This window comes from Brevibacillus fortis (assembly GCF_046196545.1).
GTDB classification, from domain to species: Bacteria; Bacillota; Bacilli; order Brevibacillales; family Brevibacillaceae; genus Brevibacillus; species Brevibacillus fortis_A.
In genome coordinates, this window is sequence record NZ_CP176370.1 from 4,367,169 (window position 1) to 4,388,310 (window position 21,142).

At 38.7% G+C, this 21,142-nt stretch carries 24 protein-coding genes and 2 tRNA genes; 5 read left to right on the plus strand and 21 right to left on the minus strand.

What is annotated here, in order from left to right:
• Positions 1-167: 167 nt before the first annotated feature.
• From ACKKE8_RS21515 to ACKKE8_RS21540, 6 genes are all read right to left on the minus strand, one after another.
• Positions 168-899 (minus strand): hypothetical protein, encoded by a 732-nt coding sequence (locus tag ACKKE8_RS21515; protein WP_409174826.1) that lies wholly within the window; start codon positions 897-899, stop codon positions 168-170.
• 21 nt (positions 900-920) lie between these two features.
• On the minus strand, positions 921-1,259 hold the full coding sequence (locus ACKKE8_RS21520) for a hypothetical protein (protein ID WP_409174827.1): 339 nt from the start codon (positions 1,257-1,259) through the stop codon (positions 921-923).
• A 67-nt stretch (positions 1,260-1,326) separates the two neighbouring features.
• A complete protein-coding gene (locus ACKKE8_RS21525) occupies positions 1,327-2,145 on the minus strand; it encodes a hypothetical protein (protein ID WP_409174828.1) in 819 nt (272 codons plus the stop codon).
• Positions 2,146-2,297: 152 nt separating this feature from the next.
• Complete coding sequence (locus ACKKE8_RS21530; protein ID WP_409174829.1) at positions 2,298-2,915, minus strand: hypothetical protein; 618 nt, start codon at positions 2,913-2,915, stop codon at positions 2,298-2,300.
• A gap of 16 nt (positions 2,916-2,931) precedes the next feature.
• A complete protein-coding gene (locus ACKKE8_RS21535; protein WP_409174830.1) occupies positions 2,932-3,603 on the minus strand; it encodes a hypothetical protein in 672 nt (223 codons plus the stop codon).
• Positions 3,604-4,118: 515 nt separating this feature from the next.
• On the minus strand, positions 4,119-5,444 hold the full coding sequence (locus ACKKE8_RS21540) for a phage portal protein (protein ID WP_409174831.1): 1,326 nt from the start codon (positions 5,442-5,444) through the stop codon (positions 4,119-4,121).
• Between the two features lie 70 nt (positions 5,445-5,514).
• On the opposite strand from ACKKE8_RS21540, the gene ACKKE8_RS21545 reads away from it, so the two are divergent.
• Positions 5,515-6,420 (plus strand): hypothetical protein, encoded by a 906-nt coding sequence (locus ACKKE8_RS21545; RefSeq protein ID WP_409174832.1) that lies wholly within the window; start codon positions 5,515-5,517, stop codon positions 6,418-6,420.
• Positions 6,421-6,454: 34 nt separating this feature from the next.
• Here ACKKE8_RS21545 and ACKKE8_RS21550 read toward each other — a convergent pair whose 3' ends face one another.
• The 14 genes from ACKKE8_RS21550 to ACKKE8_RS21615 form a co-directional block, all read right to left on the minus strand.
• The gene (locus ACKKE8_RS21550) at positions 6,455-8,023 is read right to left on the minus strand and encodes a terminase large subunit domain-containing protein (protein ID WP_409174833.1); all 1,569 of its coding nucleotides are present in this window, start codon (positions 8,021-8,023) and stop codon (positions 6,455-6,457) included.
• A gap of 28 nt (positions 8,024-8,051) precedes the next feature.
• On the minus strand, positions 8,052-8,450 hold the full coding sequence (locus tag ACKKE8_RS21555) for a hypothetical protein (protein WP_409174834.1): 399 nt from the start codon (positions 8,448-8,450) through the stop codon (positions 8,052-8,054).
• 205 nt (positions 8,451-8,655) lie between these two features.
• The gene (locus ACKKE8_RS21560; protein WP_409174835.1) at positions 8,656-9,606 is read right to left on the minus strand and encodes a hypothetical protein; all 951 of its coding nucleotides are present in this window, start codon (positions 9,604-9,606) and stop codon (positions 8,656-8,658) included.
• Between the two features lie 359 nt (positions 9,607-9,965).
• The gene (locus ACKKE8_RS21565) at positions 9,966-10,694 is read right to left on the minus strand and encodes a hypothetical protein (protein WP_409174836.1); all 729 of its coding nucleotides are present in this window, start codon (positions 10,692-10,694) and stop codon (positions 9,966-9,968) included.
• A 218-nt stretch (positions 10,695-10,912) separates the two neighbouring features.
• Positions 10,913-11,101: a helix-turn-helix domain-containing protein gene (locus ACKKE8_RS21570; RefSeq protein ID WP_409174837.1), complete on the minus strand. Its 189-nt coding sequence runs from the start codon at positions 11,099-11,101 to the stop codon at positions 10,913-10,915.
• Positions 11,102-11,190: 89 nt separating this feature from the next.
• On the minus strand, positions 11,191-12,081 hold the full coding sequence (locus tag ACKKE8_RS21575; RefSeq protein WP_409174838.1) for a DUF5309 domain-containing protein: 891 nt from the start codon (positions 12,079-12,081) through the stop codon (positions 11,191-11,193).
• Between the two features lie 22 nt (positions 12,082-12,103).
• Positions 12,104-12,550 carry a hypothetical protein gene (locus tag ACKKE8_RS21580; protein ID WP_409174839.1) on the minus strand — a complete coding sequence of 149 codons (447 nt, stop codon included), beginning with the start codon at positions 12,548-12,550 and terminating at the stop codon, positions 12,104-12,106.
• Positions 12,551-12,563: 13 nt separating this feature from the next.
• Entirely contained in the window at positions 12,564-12,842 is a 279-nt protein-coding gene (locus tag ACKKE8_RS21585; protein WP_409174840.1) for a hypothetical protein, read from the minus strand.
• A complete protein-coding gene (locus ACKKE8_RS21590) occupies positions 12,842-14,173 on the minus strand; it encodes a GLUG motif-containing protein (protein ID WP_409174841.1) in 1,332 nt (443 codons plus the stop codon). The genes ACKKE8_RS21585 and ACKKE8_RS21590 overlap by 1 nt, the downstream gene beginning before the upstream one ends.
• Before the next feature lie 11 nt (positions 14,174-14,184).
• Positions 14,185-14,544, minus strand: coding sequence for a hypothetical protein (locus ACKKE8_RS21595; protein ID WP_409174842.1), 360 nt, complete (start codon positions 14,542-14,544; stop codon positions 14,185-14,187).
• Between the two features lie 1,300 nt (positions 14,545-15,844).
• Complete coding sequence (locus tag ACKKE8_RS21600; RefSeq protein WP_409174843.1) at positions 15,845-16,765, minus strand: tyrosine-type recombinase/integrase; 921 nt, start codon at positions 16,763-16,765, stop codon at positions 15,845-15,847.
• A 131-nt stretch (positions 16,766-16,896) separates the two neighbouring features.
• Positions 16,897-16,972 (minus strand) — tRNA-Val (locus tag ACKKE8_RS21605).
• A gap of 25 nt (positions 16,973-16,997) precedes the next feature.
• Positions 16,998-17,074 (minus strand) — tRNA-Ile (locus ACKKE8_RS21610).
• A 363-nt stretch (positions 17,075-17,437) separates the two neighbouring features.
• Positions 17,438-18,031, minus strand: a complete 594-nt coding sequence (locus ACKKE8_RS21615) for a phosphatidylglycerophosphatase A (protein WP_409179177.1) — start codon at positions 18,029-18,031, stop codon at positions 17,438-17,440.
• A 176-nt stretch (positions 18,032-18,207) separates the two neighbouring features.
• Between ACKKE8_RS21615 and ACKKE8_RS21620 the strand changes: the two genes are divergently transcribed.
• A complete protein-coding gene (locus ACKKE8_RS21620) occupies positions 18,208-18,912 on the plus strand; it encodes an alpha/beta hydrolase (protein ID WP_409174844.1) in 705 nt (234 codons plus the stop codon).
• 2 nt (positions 18,913-18,914) lie between these two features.
• On the opposite strand, the gene ACKKE8_RS21625 is transcribed toward ACKKE8_RS21620, so the two are convergent.
• A complete protein-coding gene (locus ACKKE8_RS21625; RefSeq protein WP_409174845.1) occupies positions 18,915-19,073 on the minus strand; it encodes a hypothetical protein in 159 nt (52 codons plus the stop codon).
• 145 nt (positions 19,074-19,218) lie between these two features.
• Between ACKKE8_RS21625 and ACKKE8_RS21630 the strand changes: the two genes are divergently transcribed.
• The 3 genes from ACKKE8_RS21630 (at position 19,219) to ACKKE8_RS21640 (ending at position 21,129) form a co-directional block, all read left to right on the plus strand.
• Positions 19,219-19,728, plus strand: a complete 510-nt coding sequence (locus ACKKE8_RS21630; protein WP_409174846.1) for a YjcG family protein — start codon at positions 19,219-19,221, stop codon at positions 19,726-19,728.
• Positions 19,729-19,806: 78 nt separating this feature from the next.
• Positions 19,807-20,262, plus strand: coding sequence for a GNAT family N-acetyltransferase (locus tag ACKKE8_RS21635; protein WP_409174847.1), 456 nt, complete (start codon positions 19,807-19,809; stop codon positions 20,260-20,262).
• Positions 20,263-20,613: 351 nt separating this feature from the next.
• On the plus strand, positions 20,614-21,129 hold the full coding sequence (locus ACKKE8_RS21640; RefSeq protein ID WP_409174848.1) for a TetR/AcrR family transcriptional regulator: 516 nt from the start codon (positions 20,614-20,616) through the stop codon (positions 21,127-21,129).
• Positions 21,130-21,142: the final 13 nt, after the last annotated feature.

The following is a 21,142-nucleotide window of genomic DNA, read 5'->3' on the forward strand; positions in this document are numbered from 1 at the left end:
ATACTTAAACGAAATGTTGTCATATCACTGACTGGGATTGTATTTGATATATCAAACCACTTACTTCCAGTATCTATTACTGTAAATATATAGTAGTCACTAGATATAGTCAAGTGGTCTGAAAAAATCTAAACAGATAGGGATAATATCTTTTATAGACAAAACAATTATAGCCAACCTCCGCCACCACTTCCTGCGTTTTGACTTGTGTCCCCATTGTAGAATGTATCATCAATAACGCCATTCCAATTTGTATGAGTAGCCACCCATGCAATTTCATTCACCCTGTCGTCATTACTACCAAACGTAGTTGCTTGAACATTGAACGTAATCATACCCTTTTTGGTCAAATCTGCACCAATAATCTTCCACGCTTTCCCACTAAAGATGATGTTATGTAATGTCTTTTGCTCTGGGTCAGCAACACCAGCGAAGATTTTCCTTGTGTCGCTGTTATCTTGTACATAAATTGCTAACTGTCCATCCGGCAGATACGCACCAATCATCTGATTGTAGTTCATGCCAATGTCCTTCGCTGTTGACACTATGGTAGGGACTCTCTTCACGTCATAGGAAACATAAGGGCCACTTGTTGTATTTGTGTACTTTGACACGTTGAAATTGATCTTATAAGGACAACGCCTAATGATTGCCTTGTAATTGTCGTAGCGTTTGGCTTCCACTTCATTGATGACGTAATAATCCAATCCCTTATACAAGACATGATCTCCGCGCTTAAAATGAGTCAGAGCGGAAACGTATTTATCATCAAACTCCTTAATTGGCGCATTGGTAATGACCGCTTTAACCTCTACGTTATTTACCCTGATCGATTCCCCAAAGTTGGCTAATAGGTACTTAAAATCATCTTCGCTCCTAGCGAACAGATTTACAAACATTCGAATACCTCCCTTCCTTGATTACTGAAACAACATAAAGTAACTGCTTTCACCATTTCCATCATCATTTTGCATCTGGCGAATTTTTCTTTCCAATTGATCAATACGACTCTGTAAGTTCTCAGCAAACGCACTGACTGTCATATCATCCAGTTTGTAATTCTTCATCAACATCGGATTATTTGCGATTGATTCAAGAATAGACAATGCTGATTTATAGATGCTCCGTTTGTTAGTGTTTGATGTAGACAGATATTCATTTGTGGATATCAACCCATTCTCTGCTAAATATACCCTCAAGTGTTCTTGTGTGAGGGAGATTCCCTCAATTTCCATTTCAAGACGTTGTAGATTTGTCATTTGTAAAAACCTCCATTATAAAATAAAAAAACTGCCAGTTAGAGCAGTTTTTGAAATAGTTTGATATTCATTCTTGTATTGTTGTTACAACTCCATTCTCTATATAAACATACCTATCAGAACTGTAAACCCACTGCTCGTTAGTCCCATATACAGTCGTTGTAGTATTAATATCTTCTGGTGTACCCCAACGGGTTTTTAAAACTTCTTCGGCTGTCATACCAATCTGAGGTTTATCTATTATTTTTGATTGTTGTTCTCTATCTCTAACTATGATCCCAGTACCATATTTTCTCTGTGCTTTTTTTATTTCTTCGGCTAATACGCCATCATAGGTTTCAGGAATATTACTAAGATAATATCTTGCATTAGATAGATAATCCTTCTCATTCTTCAAAAATACACTATAGTTATACATAGGACTAAATTGACTATCTTCTCGTGAATCAAAAAGAATTTCTTTGATGGCTTCATACTCTTTTCGTTTTATCATATCAGCAAATACCTGATTAAGGTTATCTTTCTGTTGTTGAATTTCTTCATGCATAACGCCATTGTAATCTTGTGGGATGCCTTTTAGATAAAAAACCTCATATTTATAATTCTTATCTTTTCTATGTAGTAACGCATTAGAATAGTAACTCAACATTTTATAGTCCATTATTTCTTCATAATGTGATGATTTTTTCAAATGATTAATCGCTTCTTCAAGTTTCCCACTCTTGATCAGGTCAACACCCACCGCTAATTCCCTTTCTGTTTCGTCCTTCAAATTAACTTCTGCTTGCTTCTCTATTTCAACATCACTTTCTTTAATTACCTCTACAGTACTGTTACATCCACTTATTACTCCAACAATTGTTAGTATCAAGATTACTTTCCTCATAACATCCCCCCATCAAACATAGGATAATTTTACCATAATAGATGCACTCTTCGTTGCGTTTATGCTAATAATCCTAGTTAGTGGTCACAAATGAAAACACCTACTTCTTAGTAGGTGCTTGATACTTGATCTTCTTTCTCTTTATAGGCTGTTTAATCGTTATCTTTTGGAATAAGTTTTTCCATGCTATTATTCAACTGTCTCATTGACCTGTTGTGTTCATCTTTAAACTTTGCAAACTCTTTGACCAGATCATGAATAGTTTTTTCCGATAATCTTGAAATACCTTTCTCTACATTTAAATCTAAATGGTACTCCTCTTGATATTTTTTATTATTTTGTCCTTTATAACTGACAACAATATCAAATTTAGGAAAATTCCCTTCATCATCTTTTAAATCCCAAAGCATATCAACAAAGGTTGTAAATTTGTAATTAGGAGGCATGTTTGGTATTGGTCTATTTAACAAATTGCTTTCAGATAATGGTCTGTCTTTAGGAATATTGAAAGCAGGAGTGCTAGTAATTACAACTTCTTTGGCTAAAGTTTTCCCAATGTTTTGTATCACAAAGTTAACCTGATTAATTTGTTTATTATCGAAAAATACCACTACATATGGGCGATGTTCTTCTTCCCTTGTCTTTTCCATTTCAATGACTGAACGCCTGTTTGCTCTCATAATAAGGATTGTTGCTCCCACGTAAACCAACGTCAGGATTGCCATTATTGACCCTTGATGCTTGTCTAGCCAATCAATGAGTTGTATCAAATTAAGTCACTCCAATTCAGATCTCATTTCCGTCTAACTTTTGGTTACTTTGATCAACATCTAAAAAGAACTCGTTAAAGAAGATTCGTGCATCCTTAATGAATTTATAGCAGAACTCCTTTTCTAATTTTAATTCACCATGACGTTCATTAAGGCTAACTGGTAAGTCACTTATCTTTTCTTTCATCTTTTGAATCCCTTGTTCTCTAATAATTCCCCCATTATGGGCAAAAGAATTTCTCAATTCTCTATAAACACCAGAAATTAATTTCCATTCAGTTAATTCATGCGGGAAGTTAATTCCAACAACTTTATCAATATATTTACTTGCGCGTATCACTCCAGAGTCCCTCAAATCATTTAACTCTATTCTAATATCTTTTCTGTTTCCGTAGTGGAAACAAAGTTGATTTAACTCCTTTTCAATAAAAGAATATATATTTAAGAGCATCGAAGAACGGAAAGTTGTTGGGAAAGCGTCCGCTAATTTATGGTATTCATCTGACAGGTGTTCTCCATAAGTATCTTTGTCTTCTTCTGAAAAGTCTTTAGTTTTTTCTTCAAACCACTCATCAAAAGACTTCAAACGTTGTTCTAAAAAATCTTCAATTTCTGTAACATACTCTTCTAACTCGTTTAAACCAAGATTGATAACGAGTTGATAAATATTCATACGTCTTTGGGACATCATTATCATCTCCTGAACTTAGTGCTTTGGTAATATGTTACAGTAGTTCCCAATCATTTGCACGTGTGTTTTTGAGTGTGCTAAATCCCCTTTCCCTCAAAATGGGGTATCAGCCCTTCAAATAACCTTGCTCAAATCTACCTCAGAACGCCTTTCTAAAGCCCTTCCCGTCCTCCCAAAGTATCACCAAATGGACGTTTGGAAGTATACTTCCATATTCTAGTATAGCAATTGACCACTAACTCGTAGAGATAGTGGTCAAATTTTAGCAGAAAAAGTATGAAGTGAATAATTAGAGAAATTTCAAAAAATCCCACAAAAAAAATCTTCTAAATGCTCTTTTGTGATATATGAAGCACTACTTTTTTTAATGCCCGCCTATCTTGCTTCGGCATTTTTGATGTAACATATGCAATTTTTTGGTGCATACCTCCCACACTAAAACCACTCACCAATCCAACGTTTTACCTAAATCAATTCCCTGTTAAAACCTGACCTTCCATCATCCAACCTACCTATTCAATCTCAGTAACTTTATCCTCTATTTGCTCATTTCCTTGACCATTATCAGCCCTCAACCTCTGTAACTCCTGACCAACATCACTTGTAAATGGCGACTTCTCTAAAATCGATTCTAACGAAATACCGCCAATTTCTTTCATTACTTTCAAGTTATCGATGATATCCTTTTCGTTCTGTGGTCTGCTGTATTGGAAGACAATACCCAAACTGTCAAACGCTTCATCATCTATCTTTTTGCCTTGCAACTCCAATATCCTTCTTATCTTCTCAAATCTTTGTTCCATACCTTCACGCATATACTTTTCATTCAAACCTGCTTTGATATCTGCCAAAGAAAAAAGCAACTTAATCGATACTTCCGACAAGTTGCTCACATCCTGACTATTCAAACTGACCGCTGGTGTATTGCTGATATCCAACAACGCTTGCTTCAACATGTTGTAGATCGTTTCAAAACTCCTAAAATCCAACTGATTCCCAACTAATTTAAAGTCAGCCCCATCGTCTAATACAATACCACCACCAACGATATGAGTAGGTAATCCCTCACCTTTCAACTGCTGACCAATCGCAACAGGAATAGGATTATGAAACTTATAGAAACTATCCGTAAACTTGGACAGTAAATCTTCCATGTTATCAAGAATATTAATTATATCCTCTAAATCACTTCTACCATAATTCGGGTCAAGTTCATTTCTGTTCTTATAGACAACAGGCAAGCCGCTTGCATTCCCGTAAACGCCAACCTGTTTTAACTCTCCTCCTCTATCAGTCCAGTTCTCTACCCTGTCCTCATAATAGACAGTATAATAACTGATTGAATCCACTGTATAGGACTCGATAAAGGCAATCATTTCATTTGCATGGTTGTAAACTGGGTAGCCATCTTCTGGATTGATCAACTTACTTTTAATTACGCCAGCATCAACATACACGTATTCATAGGCACTACCATACTTCACAACTTTATCAAGAATATCAAAATCAATTCGATCATACTTGCCTTTCTTATAAATTCGCTTGTATTCCTCAATAATGCCCTTATCACCTGTAAGAGTGACTGGATTCTGCAACAGATAACTCGTTTGGAAGTTCAAGATCGTTTTGCAGTATTGAAGAACGATTTTCCTTGGTTCATATGTTTTTCCATTATAGGTTTCATTGGGACGCTTTAAAATCTTATGCGTGCCGCTCAGATACTCTTTCGTATCCAGAATATTCATAATACGTTGCTGATGATAGACCTGTCCCACTTCATCTAAAAACCATGTAGGATTTCCGTCATGAAATTCCGTTATATATTCTTGAATTGTCATATTGACCACCTTCTAAAAAATGATTATCTTGTATATAGTAAATTCTTCCTATGTAAGGAGTTAGTTATTGGTGAATTTAGAAGTTTATTATCAATCATTAACCGATAAAACCATCGAGAAAAAAATAGTGAATAAAGTCAAACGTGATTTCTATATCTTGATAGGGTTAATACTGTTTTATTCACTATTATTAATTGGACTTGCTTGGGAACTGATTAAATCTGCATCTATTTTGTTGGGAGGTTCATCATTACCAGTAAACCCTAGCAGTCAGTATTACCTATTTGCTATCCTCACGGGACTATTCTCTCTAATGCTATTTTTGTTCGCTTCGAATTTCTTTAATCCAATTAAAAATTACAGTCTGAACGGTAAACTTTTTATAGTACTAAATACCATAATAAATCAGATCACCAATAAAGATAAATTAAAGTATACTTGGTTCCAAAAAGTGTACTTTAGAGTGTTATATAATGGAGAATTCAGATCGAATTTACAAAAAGTAAAGGAAAATTCTAGTAACTTATTCATTCTCCACAATAGTTCTAATCAAGTCGAAGTATTAGACAAAGTTCTCGAATTAACTGCTAATGATATTTTAATTTCAATCAATAATGGGGAAAAAGAATGCATAATTTCTTTTCTTAAATCCCTTTTAGATTTAAATTCCCTTTCTATGCAACAAAAATCTACTGTATCTGAGCCTAGAACTACTTATGAAGATAAACTAGAGGAAGTCCTTCAGTTTTCAAAAAGATTAGAAGAATCTTCAAAACTTAATCGAATGGATGACTCATCTTTATTCTTAACACTATTAACGAATCCTACTTTTGGGAAGAATCTCACAATATTAATCGGCTTATGCCTTATTCCATTTATGATAACTAATTCTTTTTTCAACTCGAATGTATCTGGAATTCTAACTGTTATTTCCACAGTTATTACTGTCGTAACAGTTCTAGGCAAAAAAAAATAACAACATCTTCCCTCCTCTTTGGAGGGATTTTTCATTATACATACCATTTACCTACTTTCATTCCTTGTACCGCAAGTGCATTGGCAATAACCATATCATCGTAATTGCCTTCGCCTTTCTTATTGCCTGTCTTCCCATCGTTCTCTAGGAAAATCTGCATCTGCTCAAGCGTTTCTTTGCAGTTAATATTGATCAAATCAAGTTCAAACTGTTCTTTAAAGTCGCTGATCATTATCGATTTAGATACCTGGCTGGTTTGCCAACCTAACTGCATCTTCTTTCTTCCTTTTTGATCGAATATCTTGTGTTTGTACAGATTCATGTAATTATGATCACGCCTTAACCTTTCCAACAGTGGCAAGCCATAGGTATTCCTTTCAACAACCAGAAACGCATAGCCATAATACCTTCCTATCGCATTCACTATTTCAGCGAACTTATATACTGGAACCTTATTGTTGTAGAAACTTGCCACATGTTGACCATCATCATCGTAGAAAGCAACCGCGCTATTATCTCCACCGCTTCCACTAGCAGTATCAACTCCTGCATAATACTTCCTGTCCTTTTTCGGAGTGAAATACAGAAACAAACTCTTGTTAATGTATGGCATCAACATATCTGGAAGTTCAACATCAATATCTTTATAAGGCAAAGCAGGAATGACGTAGTTCAACCTTTCAAGAACCTTCGTTTGATCAAACACGCTATGACCAGTCGAAATAAACGATTCCATAGGATTACTAGGAAACTCTTGATAGAACTGTTGAATGTCGATGTCCATCAGTTTCCATCTACGCCACATCAGCATTTTCAGTGACGCACCTTTTTCATGGAGAATCTTTTCATCTGATTCAAGTTCTTTGGCACTCAAACGAACACCATATTGTTCCTTGTACCATTGCTCCGCCTGATCATGTTCATGCTTAAACTGCTTCTCATACGCACTCGAATAAAACGGAAAGAAAAACGCCTTGTATTTGGATTCACCCTTGTAGGCATTCATGAAAACTCGCTGATAGTAGTTGAATCCATTAGATGTTGTCTCAATCACAATCCTGCTATTCTGGTTCTTGCTTAACGCTTGCTCTGCTGACAACAATACCTTCTCTTGATTCTGAAAAAAGGAAAACTCAGACAGGAGAATATATTCATACGTTGAGCCACGCCCAACGTCCTTATTACCTGCCACGACACACTGAATCCTAGAATTGTTATCTAACAAAAATTCCCCTCTGTTTGAACGCTTAATAGAGGGGAATTCGTATTTATCATGTGGAAGAGTGTCATACATACTCTTCAACCGCTCGAATAAGGAAGAAGAGGAATCCTGCTTGTACGAGACAATCAAGTAATTCGTATTGGGCTTCGTACATGCATAATAAAGACATAAGGCAAGGGATAGGGTCGAAAACCCAATCTGCCTTGCCTTAGAAATAATATTGAATTTGGTCATGCTATCAATAAACATTTCCTGCTGATCATTTACCTTAAACGGAATCAATCGCCCTTCATTATCTACGATCTTTACAAAATTCAGTATCCATAACTTAGGGTCATTGCTAATTTTCTCTAACTTCTGCTTTTTTGTCATCTTAGCCATAAAACTTACCACCTTACACTGTACAAGATTACACGATCAAGTCATCTTCATCTTCTGTTTCATTATCTTCGTTGGAAAATGTCTGATTAGCAGTTTTAGCGTGTTCCTGAATCTCTTTGTTCAAGGTTAGGAACAACTTAACTGCCTTTTCGTCTCCCTTTTTTGCTTTCTCACTTACCACACTGTAAATCTCTTGCAAGTCATTTGCTGTACGCGATTGCAAGTACAGAGCAACCAACGCCTTATATTCCTGTGTTTTCTCCCACCGCAGATAGGTGTTAATTGTCTTCTTATTAACGACTCTCAGGAATTCTTCTTCCGTTTTAATAGGCAAACGCTGATCAAAACGTGCATCTGGATATTTCCACTTGAAGTATTCTGCCTTATCCCAAGAGATTTGTTTTAACGCTTCATGTAATGTAACCATCTATTCTCACCATCCATTTTGAAATAAAAAAGAGCAACTGCCGTTGCTCGTTACAAAATCAATCCATATTTAAAAAGGTATGGTATTCGAGGTATATATAATATGGGTTATTAACTCTCTTTGATTTAATAGATAAAAAAATAAGATAATAATATATTTACATATTATATGTACTCCAGAAAGCATACCTTTTTAGATTTTTGTTTTATTCGAAGGGATTTGTTTCATCTGATAAATCTCCATCTATTGTATAATTCTCATAACTCATGACTTTACGTTTTTCATACCATTGTCGAGTATACAAAAATTGATCAAATTCATGTGTCCTGTAAGTGTTTGCCTTTAATTTAACGTCTGTTGGCTTTCCAACTACAAATGGTCGAACAATACAACTGATCAGATTATATGCCTTGAGTTTATCTAGATACTTATCTAATGTAGTTGGCTTGATACCTGTATTCTCGCTCAACCTTTCTAGTGGTACGTCATAGCCCTTCTCGAACATGTCATTCATACGTTTAAGATAGGAATAGAGATAAAATCCAACACAACCTATTTCCTTATTGGTCATGCAATAAATGAACACATCCACTGGTATTCCATGTGTACTATCAACAAAAAAGAATGTTCCGTTTTGGTGGCTATCTTTCTGATCTTCTGGAGTTCGATAAAATGCTTTTACAGGATATTTGATTTTATGATTCCTTCTATTTTCTTTTAAGTATTTTTTTGTCTCTAAATCCATATCCGAATACATCTCAATATACAATTCATCAGATAGTTTTTCTTTACCTAAGCAAAGAATCTTTCTTTCAATATATGTTGGAAAATCAGATACCGTCTGAGTATAGCCCATCTGGTCTAATATTCCATTCTGTTTAATAATAAAATTTGTTGTCTTATTGTCTTTAGAATACCCTAGTATTTGCTTCAATTCAGATTGATTAATCTCAATTTCTTTTCCACTTTTATCAATCACATTTCGATATCTAGCATTACGATACAAATATGTGATAACGAAATAATAAGAGTAAGCAAAGGCAATATGACTAGAATCTTTCAGATGCATTTTTAAATCCACAAAAATCTCATTTGGCATAAACACCTTGTCCTTATCGTTACTGCCTAAAATCTTTTTCAATTCTTCAAAGTACATTACAATCAACGCTCCTTATAAATTATCCATGAATTAACAAAAAACACCTGACACTATCACATGTCAGGTGCGAGAATTACCGATTATTTAAGCCAAACAAAAGTCAACACTACAAACTATTCTTCTTTAAACAATTCCTTGTATTCAGTAAGGGCTTCACGCAGTTCATCTGACCGATTAAAAAGCCAGAACTTTTGAAATGTCTTTTCGTGCAAAGCACTGCAAATGTAATTTATCTTCTTCTTGATCTTTAAAAACGTAAATAACGTTGGTGAGTAGCAAAAGAAGTATTCTTTCTCATTGAACATTCTGTATCTCTCCTTCCGTATTGATTTCTAACCTAATGAAACAAAAGAGGTTCAGAAATACGTGTACTTGCCACCATTAGCATTTGTTAATGCTAATGAGAATACTTGCCCTTTTAATTCTGATGATAAGGTGAACTGATCATCTTTAAAGTTCCTAAACAAAACAAAAGACTTGTCAGGGAGCGACAAGTCAAGGTTCAATATATCCCCTATTTCATCTAGTTTGATCGAAGTTCTTAAAAAACCATTGTTCCTGACAAATATTTTGTGGTTTGTACAGAACTGTTTTTTAATCTTTTCAAAATCCCTTTTATCATACTTGTTCAGTAGATCAATCAGTTCTGTCATACTCATCATTTCTAAATATTCGTTTTGAGTATGTTGAAATCTTGGAATATAATGCCCCAAATAGGTACTGTCTATTGCTAGAAGTATCATTTTCCCAACATCTGTTGGTGGAAGAGGAATATCGTAATAAGACCAGATTTGCAGACACGTTGAACCAGCATATTTCGCTGTATAATTTTCACTATCAATTTGAAATATCGAATTTAGGTTCGCTGATTGCTCGTTAATGCTATCTCTGCTTGGCTGCATTAACGTTATATGGTTGTCCCACGTCTTCCCTTCCATTAGTGCAATATCAACGCCTATTGCTTTCTTCTTGTTTCCTTTATCAGCAACATATAATTTTCTGAAGTTGTAGAAATAATTGACTACATACCCCTTCACTAGTTCAAGTAATTTTGCTCCCAAAAGAGAATCCAGATCATCACTCATACATATTACATACTTACCATGTGCATTATCATTTACCCATTTGGGAAAACGAGTTTTAATTTCCTCTTGCATTTAAGACAGTGAAGATTATACCTTCATCTGCCTTGACCACATAAAATTACCTAAACCCTAATACATCACAATAAAACGCTCTTTTAATCTCCTTTTATCCCTGTGGACAAAGGAGATTAGGTTTTAAAATCTTGCACTGCATTCACCTACCTTTCATATTTTACAAATTGATCTATAAATTCTTTGTACTTACGCTTCTTCTCCTGAGACATTTCACAATCTCCCGTTTCAAATCTGGAGAGAAGAGATGTTGAACAGCCAATGTTTCTGGCTATATGATGTAAGCGAATTTTCTTTTGCCTTCGCTTGAGCGTATATGCTTCACGTTCATTCATGATTTTCACCCCTTTCAAAAAGTTTAGTTATTGGAAAAGAAAAAAGAGCAGGGCAGAAATATGCCCTACTCTAATTGTCCAGTATTGAATTATGAAGTTTTCAGCGTGTACTCAGCCAAACCTTTAGGAGCAAGTACCTTCAAGGATGCTTCTGTAATGACTTGTCCTTTGACGTTATCACCAGTTTTTCCAAGCAACTCAAAGAATGGCTTACGGAGATAGGAAACTGCTACGTTGTTGATGTCGAACATTACGATTTTATCTGTTGGCATATGACGATCAAGAATGAAATTGACATTACCATAGTTAGTGCGGATTGTGTCAACGATCAAGCCAAATTTGCTTTGTTGTGCAATGTAGGAGTATTTATCCTTGTACAAGTCATCAATCATTTCCTTTACATCTGCATTGACCAGCGCAAAGAATTCACTTGTTGCAACTCCTGCTTCCCACAGTTTACGAACTGTTGCCTTTACCTCATCTTCTGTGATTGCGTTAATGGTAGCACCAGTTACTTTGTTTGTTGAAGGAACGAAACTCAGCAAACCGCCCATGTTCCGAATGCCATCAACAGAACCCAGGTCTTTTACTCCATTCAACAGTTTCTTTTCAACTTGGACTTTCATCTCAATCAAGCGATCATTTACCTCAGAAGCGAACAAGTTTGAAATTCCTATAACGTCAGACGCTTGTGCAGAACCAGATACACTTACTGCCTTCTTGAAAATTTCCTGTACGTTGTTCAGTTCAGCGCGACTTGATGCCTGAAACACAGTTGTTTCCGAACCTTCTGCAACCGTAATGTCAGAGGTATTATCAAGCGTTTTTTCTCTCCAAGTGATGATCTTAGAGGTTGCGTTTTCCACGCGATTATTAGCAAGCATCAACGTGTAAAATGGTGTATCAATTGGCGAAACCAAGGAAATTTCCTTGGATAAGTCCACGTTCTCTAAATTTGTGAAATCTGTAGATTTAATCATAAAGCGTAATCTCTCCTATTTATTAATTGAAAATCTTTGACATTTTGGAACCAATCATGCTGACAGTATCCCCTTTTTTCTCAGCAATGGAATACTTATCAGATGTCTTATGACTCTCTGGCTTGTATGTGTTATCAAGCGATTTGCTAGCCAAAATCTTATTGAATTGCTCAATCTTCGACTGCAAATCATCAATATTGCCAACTTCAAAGAACTCTGCAAATTCTTGAAGTCCTGCTTCTTTCAGCGTCAATGTTTTTTCCTTTTCAAACAGTTCCTTTGATTTCTGTTCTAAGGCGATTTCAGCATCAGTTTTTTGAACTGGCTTGAACTGCTCTAACTCTTTGATCTGCTGTTGAAGTGGCTCCAACTCTGTATTTGTCCATTCATCTTTTGCAGATTGAATGAGTCCATTCACTTCGTCTTCTGTATATGTCTTCATATCAGTTTGTTGATTATCTGTATCCATTGAATACACCCCCTTAAATAAATCTACGCTCTATCGTTCCCCTTGTAATGATGGGCTTGCCATTAACCATTCCTGAGAATTCATAAATCAAGTTACCCTCACCAACTGGAACAATGTAATCAAAATAAAAAACGCCAATCTCTAATCGATTGGTGTCGTTAAGTTGAAACTCTTCAATTGTCTGCTCTGATTCAGAGAAAATCTTCAACTTCACATCTGTAGGGTCAATCGCTTTTCCATCAAAGTTTCTAAACTTGACGATTAATCTTACTGTATCGCCTGTAAATGCCATTATTCTATCACCTCCACAAAGGAAGGATTCTCCATAACGCTACTTGAAGTCATGCTTTCTACATGAGAATGATTGGATGGATTCTCAATATGATAGGCGTATGCATCAACCTGTAATAATGATGGATTTATTAAACCCTGTGCAACTGTAATGATACGCTTCAAGCGTGATAATGGCTTTCTCATGACCTTACCAGTAGTTGTCGTAGCAGATGAGATTGGTTTCAGGTGTGAAGTAACCACATTAGTCACTGCCCTTACAATTCTTGCAAATCGTGTGGCTGTTGATGCAATCGCTCCAACGTATGAATGTGGCTGAACGCTTTTCTTTCTAGCAGGCATTATGTTGGAAGTTATATCATCCATTGAAGCGGTAGATTTTACGTGCTTTTTGCTACCCTTAACGCTAAGATCAGTGAGATTGGCAACTTTAGATGTCAGTGTGATTATTACTTTCTTATCAATTGCAGACAAGAAACTTTTCAACTTTGGATATTCATTCGGCAATATGTTCCAAACAGTAACGAAATCCCAATTTAGATACGTTGACTGCTGCTTCATCTCTGATGTTGTTTTACCTATTACACCGCTAACGACAGTAGAAGGTGGACTTCCAATCTTAGGCGGATTGACTTGACCTGATGAATCTTTATCCCAAATACAATTGGAAAAGATGATGTCTGTTTTGTTGCGAACAAATCCAGCAAAGCCACTAACACCATTCCAAAGTGAAGTTTGACTATATGTTACCTTACCACTTGAATAGCAATTCGTTATGGTAGTATTGCTATCCACTGACCCAACAAAGCCGCCGCCATAATAAGAAGTTGCCAAGGTGACATTGTTGTTGGTATAGCAATCACTGATATTACATTGCCACACTTTCCCAATCAGTCCACCTGATTCTTCTTGCGCTTTTACGCTGCCCTCAGTAGCATAGCAATTGATTATCGTTGCATTGTAGGCATAGCCAATTAGCGCACCTACTAAACGATTGTTTCCACTTCCACCAGTGTTGATTTGAACATTCTCTAAGGCAACATTTTGCAGTGTTCCATTAATGAATTGACCAAACAAACCTAAATAAATCCCACCCTCATTTTTTGAGATAGTGAGATTCTTGATCTTATAACCCTTACCATCAAAGTTACCAGAGAATCCATTCACCCAAGTGACGTTGTCATAATAAGAAATTGGATTCCACAAACCCCAAGCAGACATGTCAATGTCGTTGCCCAATTCATAGTTGGCAGTTAGATTATTTCGTACATCATGTAAATCTTGTGGTGTTTGAATGATATAAGGATTTGCTTGTGTTCCGCTACCTAGCATCGACAATCACCCTATACGACCTGTGGGACTTGAATTTGATGTTTAACTGTTAACTCATCCATGCTTGTTTCCATTGTAAATGCTGTGTAGGTTTCAACACTGTATGGGCTTCCACCGCTTGCAACATCAAAAATGGCACTCTGAGCAAACGTCTTTGGCAGAGCGCTTGCCAGATCAGCATCAGAACCCTTCACCACAATTGTTAGTTCCAAGGTTTGGTTTCCTGCTTGGTGTGTCCAAGTAACTCTTTGGTCTGATGGGCTTAAACGAATGATTGGAGTACCTGAGCCATCACGTAGTTCAATGTATTTCCATGTTGATTGAATAAAGCCCCTTAAACTTTGATAACCATTTGCTGTAATTTCAGCCATTGTATCACTTCCTTATAATGCGATAGCATATTCAAATGCTTATTCAAAAAATTTAATCAGAGACAGTAAAAAAGGAGTAGGTGTCTACTGGTAAGAATAGGATTTAGACACCTGTAAATACGAAATAATTGGCACATGGGAATTATTTCTGTTGGATTGTTCAGTCCTCTTACCTAGTAAGTCCCTGTGGAGGTGCATTTGATTCAGTTTTTTGTCGAATAAAATTTCGACCCTCTCACTGTATATGTTCCTGTGAGAAGGGGTTTGTCAACCGATCTTGTCCCATAACTTATCTAGTCAAAGTAACCCCTACCTAGTAAGTCCCTGTGAGAGACTTTTTATAAGAGTTTTTGTCCCTAGAACTTTCCAGATCGGATTAACTCCCCTCATCTATTAAGTTTAAGTCCCTGTGGAAGAAAAAGTGTGCCTTTTTTGTCCCCGTTATTTTTAATTGATGTTAATATTCAAACTGGATTCACTTACGAAAAGTAATTATCATTTTTGGTTCCTCAACTAAGAGTCCCTATGGAGCGGTTATTCACAACCAATTCCTGTCACGCTGAAATTGATGGCATCATGGATAACCCGCTCACTTATTAAGTGATGATGTATGGTCTTCTTGTGCAGTTTTTTCCTGTAATGATTTTGCTCAGAATCTCAGAGTTGCGTTTACCAAACCTCTCACTTATTAAGTAGTGATGTACCGTCTTTCCATGTAGTTTTTTGTGGAATATTTTTTAAAACACTCCTCACTATATAGCCCCTGTGGAGAGCATTTTGTATCAGTTTTTTCCTGTAATGATTAATTCTTGACTTTTCAAGAATGAATAATAAAATGCCCTCACTGTATAGCCCCTGTGGAGGGTATTTTGTATCAGTTTTCTGACACAATGTTTTTCTATCCCAATCTCAATCCAAAATCTATAAGATACGCTATCCGAGGTACATATAATATGTATGTATACATGTCTACTCAACTTTGTAATAGTTAATCACTCATATTATATGTACCCCAAATACCATACATTTTTAATTTTGGATTGATTTTGCAAGCGTTACAATTTCACAAGCGTTTCAGAACTATCATCTGACCTGACCATGTTCAAATTCGGATAGTCGGAGTATTGATGTTTCAAGGAATTTCCATAGAGGTAATATTCAGAATAGGACTGTGGGGAATGGAAATTGGTTGGGGATATGGATTGCACCCTCCCCTTGATCTGTGGCTTAGAATGGCTTATACGGAGAGATAAAGCAAGAAAAAAAGAGCGGTATCATCCGCTCTTTCAAATTACCACTACTATATATCTATGTTGTTGAGGGGATTGAATTTGTCGTTCTGCTCTTTTAGGGCTGTTCCCCATATAGCCAAGTATCGTTGTGTCATGGAAATGTTACTATGCCGAAGCATCTTTTGCAGGGTAAATATGTCACAACCATTCATCAACATTCTGTGGGCGAACGTATGACGGAAGGTGTGAGCGGATAGGCGTACATCATTAAAGTTCATCACTGTTTTCAACCGCTTAAATACACATTTCACACTGTTATCTGTCAATTGATTTCCTTCAATGTCAGTGAAAACGGAATCAGGTATCTCCCCAAATGTCTTCTCACAAAACACTCTGTATTCACAAAGTTCCTTGATTAATTTATCAGTAATAGGAATAGAACTTTGCTGGCGTTTCTTTCCGAATACGGTTACTGTACCATTTTTAATATCTACTTCATTCCATTTAAGATTGACCAACTCTCCCAAACGAACGCCTGTGGCAAGGAGAAAAACAATCATAGTGTAGTCACGATATGCAAAGTAGGATTTTTCCCTTTGCTTAATGCGCTGGTAGTAGCCCAACATCTTTTTTATGTGACTGTCTTGAAATACCTCAATTTTAATGTCCTCTTTGCCGTAACCAATTCTCTTTGTAGGATTTTGTTTCGAAGTGATGATTTCATTTTCTTCAAGGTAGTTGAAGAAGATTTTAAGAACGTGAAGTTTGCTGTTTCTTGTGGTTACATTGTTCTTTCGTTCTTTGTGACAATACATCAAGTAGTTCTTCACTGCGTTTGCTGTCACGTCATTCACATCAATGATTTCCTCATTTGAACAAAAGGATTGAAATTCATTAAGCGCAGACATGTAGGATTCGATGGTTTTAGGGGATAAGTTTTTGTACTCACGATCATCCTTAAAATCTTTAATGGCAAACTTGAGTAACACGAAAAAGCACACTCCCTTTTCAGATTTTGATTCTGAAAGAAAGTGTGCTTCATATTTGAAGGCGTGTCTGAGTGCGACCACTTAACTAATAAAGTGTTATAATCACGCTCAAACCCTTGATATATCAATTATGGTGATCCGGACTGGGTTCGAACCAGCGACCCCCACCCTGTCAAGATGGTGCTCTCCCAACTGAGCTACCGGATCATGGGATATGTGTGTGATCGTTTAATGGTGGGCCCTGTAGGACTCGAACCTACGACCAATCGGTTATGAGCCGACCGCTCTGACCAACTGAGCTAAGGGCCCGAATCGTATCGGACGTCGATCACATTTATTACTATACAGTATCGTAAAATGGATTTCAAGAGTAAATGAATAATTTCTTGTAAAAATTTTCACTCGTACCAAAAGAACACTAAAAAACCCAGTGAAATCAGGCTTGCTTTTACCTTGTAAAAAGCCATTCCCCACCGCTGCTGCCCACATCCCCCCTATAAAACATAGGGATTACCTACAAGATGACATCACATCAAACACGACGCCATCAAGCATTTGAGCTACATCGGTGAAGAAATGGCTCCTGCCAAGCTGAAAGCGATCCAATAGCGTTTCAAACAAACAAGATAATTAGGTAACGATCGAAACAAACTCCCTCATCCCATACCTAACCTACCCAGCCTGCTCCGTCCCTTTCCCCTTCTCCTCGACACGCAGCTCCGCTTCCTGTTGCTTCAACGCCTCACTTCGTGCCAACTCCGCCTCCTGCTCATCTCTCATCCGATGGGCCATGCGACTAGACGCATTGGCTGCCACACTCGCCACGAGGTCGTCCAAAAACGTGTGAACACGTCCCTCTCCCGACTTGGTATCCAGCCTTTTAATCACCCCGACCTTGTGCTTATCCAAATGTCCAAAGGTGGTCACCGCGATACTTCCATATCCAAATACGGAGCCTAGTGCCAATGTTTCGTCGCATCCAAACAGTCCTTCATCTGATGCGATGATGGATTGAAGTGGCTCAGACAAGAGGCCTTTCTCTGCTAACGTATCCAACTCAACGCCAACCAGGATGGCGTGCTGCATTTCCCTTTTTTCCAAGACTGCTTTCACGCTCTCGATGCACTGCGCCATCGTGAGATCTGGATGGTAGGGCGACTGCATGAGATAGACGATCTCTGCGATATCATCTACCGTCACTCCGCGTTCTGCCAAACGTGCGAGAGCAGCGTTTCTGACTTCGATGCTGTGTACTTGCTTCTTCATATAAGAGACAACCCCTTCCACAAATCGAGTGAAGTCGTTTCCTACCATAGTATCACACGCTGACCAAATTGCGACAATCTTTCGCCCACAGCCTGACCTTGCACCCAAACTATTGGGCATGCCCGCTTGCTCCTGTATAATAATGAAAGGAATATCCCAATAAGGAGGACAACGCAGTGGCCCTTGAGGAAATCATCTTGGAAAGCCGGCATTTGGGGACGCCGGAAAAGCTGATTGTCTACACACCCCAACGCTACTCGCCACTCTACTCGTATCCAGTCCTCTACGTACAGGATGGAGAAGATTACTTGGCAATGGGCAGGATGGCTTCTTTGCTGGATCAGATGAATCGGGACAAAGAATTGCCTGATATCATCGCTGCCTTTCTCCCTGTCGAGAAAAGCAAACGGAACGACCGTTATCATCCGGATGGCAAGGAACATATGGCCTACCGTCGCTTCCTCGCCGATGAAGTCGTGAGCTATGTCGATACGCATTTCTCCACACATCCTTTGGGGAACGCACGAACACTTCTTGGCGAATCTTTGGGCGGGGTTGTCTCTTTATTCACTGCTCTTAACTATCCACATACGTTTGGACAAGTTGCCTGCCAGTCGATTGCCATGGACGCAAAGTTAAATCGTCTGATAGCTGACGCTGACTTTTCCGTTCCGCAGACCATTTATATGGAGATCGGGACGGAGGAAACGGCAGTAAGCACGGGCCGTGGCACATTGAATCTTTTAGCGGCCAATGAAGAACTGCGCGACATTTTGCGCACGAAAAAAGCCACCCTCGTTTATGAAACGTTTGAGGGTGACCATACGTGGGGCCACTGGCAGCGCAATTTACCGCGTATGCTTAAGACGCTTTACGGGTAAACTTACCGTGGCTGTTCTTCTTGTGGACCTTCATCTTTAATAGTCGATACGAGTGCTTCTTCGAATTCTCCTTTTCGTATCGCAGTCAAGATCGTGAAGGTCAGCACAGACAGTAGAAGCAGAACGAGAAAAATGAATGTGACAATCATAGCCGTATACATACAGTGCGGCACCTCCTTGCACTACACAGTCTTTCCTTTGGCGCAAGGAATATACGGACCCACGCTTAACATTACACAAATGAAGAATTTTCTGTTAAAATAAGATCTTGTAGAGCATGATAGATAGTAAGGAGGAGTGGTTCTGATGATGTACAGTATCGTAATATTCCCATCTAGCAAGGTGCAAGAAGTAGCCAACTCTTACCGGAAACGTTATGACCCGGGCTATGCTTTGGTTCCTCCGTATATCCGTTTGAAGGAAGCCTTTGAGCTGGACGAAACCAAGCTGCCTGAGCTGGTCAGCCATCTGGAGCAGGTTGCCTCCTCTACCGACAGCTTTTCGGCTCATTTCCATCGGGTATCTTCTTTCCACCCTACAAACAACGTGATCTATTTGGCTGTGCAAAACAAAGAACCATTTAATGAGCTGCATCAAAAGATTGCCAATCAGTGTGTGAATGAAAAAGAAACCTACGCATACGTACCGCATCTGACCATCGGGCGCGACCTGTCCGACGATGAGCTGCGGGATGTAACCGGCCAACTCAGCATGGCAAAAATTGACCTGAACAGCGAGATTGATCGCTTCCACTTGGTTTATCAGCTAGAGGATGGCATCTGGAGCGTTTACCAGACTTTCCTTCTCAAAAAATAAACACCCTTTCCTCAAACACCAACCCTCCCTGCGTATATGTCGTAGGGAGGGATATTTTCTGACAAAGGACGAATACCCATGAACCTGCAAACCTACCAGATCCAAAGAGTCACCACTGAACAAGAATTGGCGGATGCTCTATCCGTACGCCGAGTCGTTTTCATCGAGGAACAGGAAGTACCGGAAGAGTTGGAAATAGATGAGCATGACACACTGGATGGCGGAACGATTCATTTTGTGACCTACCGCGATGGAAAGCCAGTGGGCGCAAGCCGTATCCGTACCTACGCACCTGGGGTCGGAAAAATTGAACGGGTGGCGGTTGCCAAAACGGAACGCGGTACCGGGCTGGGCCGCCAAATCATGCTCGCGATGGAAGAGCTGGCCAAACAACACGGGTATGGCAGCCTGAAGCTAAACGCACAGACGCAAGCCCAACGGTTTTATGAAAAGCTCGGCTATGAACCTTTTGGCGACTTGTTTGATGATGCGGGTATCGAGCATATTGCTATGATCAAATCCATTCGCGAATAACAGAAGCTACGTACAGCTCCATTTAAACTCAGTCGGAAAAACAACCTCGTTTTCGCTATGATCATCATGCGAAGCGAGGTTGTTTTTCATTGGCACCAGGGAAAGGAATTAATTCAACAGCGGTTTCCGGATTGCCTCAATTACGCGATCAAAAGAGTCAGCACCTTAGCCCTCTGCTACTTTCTGTGTGGCCAATGCGAGCAATGGCGTCGGCGAGTGCTACTCCCATATTGCCGAGGCCAATGACTGATACAGTCGCAGGAATTAATGTTGATTTCATCGTTTGACATTTCACACCCGGTGAAATAACATGGAAGCAGACATACGACACCGTATCTTTTGAGGTGAACCATGCAATACGTACGTGAAGATTGGATTCGGGCAGGGCTCGATATGTTGGCTGAAGCAGGCATTGACGCTGTTCGTGTGGAACCTCTCGCCAGAAAACTGAAGATCAGCAAGGGGAGCTTTTATCATCACTTTCCAGATCGTCAAGCTCTATTGGACTCCATGATCGATTATTGGGAGGAGCATGCGACCGAGCGGATCATTCGAGCCCCACACGCGGACAACATGTCGTTGGAGCAGCTGTTGTCGAGCGTTTTTAGCAGCGATCGAAAAATCGAAGCCGCGATCTACAACTGGGCGAAACAGCATCCCGCCCTTTCCAAACGTCTCGTGGAAATTGAGCAGCGTAGGATCGGCTTCGTGGCCTCTTTGTATGAGAAAAAAGGGCTGGCTCCCGCTAATGCAAAGGCACGTGCTCAACTCGCGTACCTCCTCTATATTGGTTGGCTTGTGCGCAGAGAGCTGGAAGCGCCATTTGATATGTCCGCGCCCTTGCATCATTTTATGACTTGGATTTGATTACCCCTCTCTG

Excerpts from the sequence above, each read along its gene's own strand:
- ACKKE8_RS21520 (WP_409174827.1), bottom strand. The coding sequence starts at position 1,259 with ATGACAAATCTACAACGTCTTGAAATGGAAATTGAGGGAATCTCCCTC.
- ACKKE8_RS21565 (WP_409174836.1), bottom strand. The coding sequence starts at position 10,694 with ATGAGTGATGATCTGGATTCTCTTTTGGGAGCAAAATTACTTGAACTA.
- ACKKE8_RS21555 (WP_409174834.1), bottom strand. The coding sequence starts at position 8,450 with ATGGTTACATTACATGAAGCGTTAAAACAAATCTCTTGGGATAAGGCA.
- ACKKE8_RS21585 (WP_409174840.1), bottom strand. The coding sequence starts at position 12,842 with ATGGCATTTACAGGCGATACAGTAAGATTAATCGTCAAGTTTAGAAAC.
- ACKKE8_RS21560 (WP_409174835.1), bottom strand. The coding sequence starts at position 9,606 with ATGTACTTTGAAGAATTGAAAAAGATTTTAGGCAGTAACGATAAGGAC.
- ACKKE8_RS21535 (WP_409174830.1), bottom strand. The coding sequence starts at position 3,603 with ATGTCCCAAAGACGTATGAATATTTATCAACTCGTTATCAATCTTGGT.
- ACKKE8_RS21630 (WP_409174846.1), top strand. The coding sequence starts at position 19,219 with ATGATGTACAGTATCGTAATATTCCCATCTAGCAAGGTGCAAGAAGTA.
- ACKKE8_RS21580 (WP_409174839.1), bottom strand. The coding sequence starts at position 12,550 with ATGGATACAGATAATCAACAAACTGATATGAAGACATATACAGAAGAC.
- ACKKE8_RS21575 (WP_409174838.1), bottom strand. The coding sequence starts at position 12,081 with ATGATTAAATCTACAGATTTCACAAATTTAGAGAACGTGGACTTATCC.
- ACKKE8_RS21590 (WP_409174841.1), bottom strand. The coding sequence starts at position 14,173 with ATGCTAGGTAGCGGAACACAAGCAAATCCTTATATCATTCAAACACCA.
- ACKKE8_RS21570 (WP_409174837.1), bottom strand. The coding sequence starts at position 11,101 with ATGAATGAACGTGAAGCATATACGCTCAAGCGAAGGCAAAAGAAAATT.
- ACKKE8_RS21615 (WP_409179177.1), bottom strand. The coding sequence starts at position 18,031 with ATGAAGAAGCAAGTACACAGCATCGAAGTCAGAAACGCTGCTCTCGCA.
- ACKKE8_RS21540 (WP_409174831.1), bottom strand. The coding sequence starts at position 5,444 with ATGACAATTCAAGAATATATAACGGAATTTCATGACGGAAATCCTACA.
- ACKKE8_RS21625 (WP_409174845.1), bottom strand. The coding sequence starts at position 19,073 with ATGTATACGGCTATGATTGTCACATTCATTTTTCTCGTTCTGCTTCTA.
- ACKKE8_RS21550 (WP_409174833.1), bottom strand. The coding sequence starts at position 8,023 with ATGGCTAAGATGACAAAAAAGCAGAAGTTAGAGAAAATTAGCAATGAC.
- ACKKE8_RS21640 (WP_409174848.1), top strand. The coding sequence starts at position 20,614 with ATGCAATACGTACGTGAAGATTGGATTCGGGCAGGGCTCGATATGTTG.
- ACKKE8_RS21525 (WP_409174828.1), bottom strand. The coding sequence starts at position 2,145 with ATGAGGAAAGTAATCTTGATACTAACAATTGTTGGAGTAATAAGTGGA.
- ACKKE8_RS21595 (WP_409174842.1), bottom strand. The coding sequence starts at position 14,544 with ATGGCTGAAATTACAGCAAATGGTTATCAAAGTTTAAGGGGCTTTATT.
- ACKKE8_RS21635 (WP_409174847.1), top strand. The coding sequence starts at position 19,807 with ATGAACCTGCAAACCTACCAGATCCAAAGAGTCACCACTGAACAAGAA.
- ACKKE8_RS21515 (WP_409174826.1), bottom strand. The coding sequence starts at position 899 with ATGTTTGTAAATCTGTTCGCTAGGAGCGAAGATGATTTTAAGTACCTA.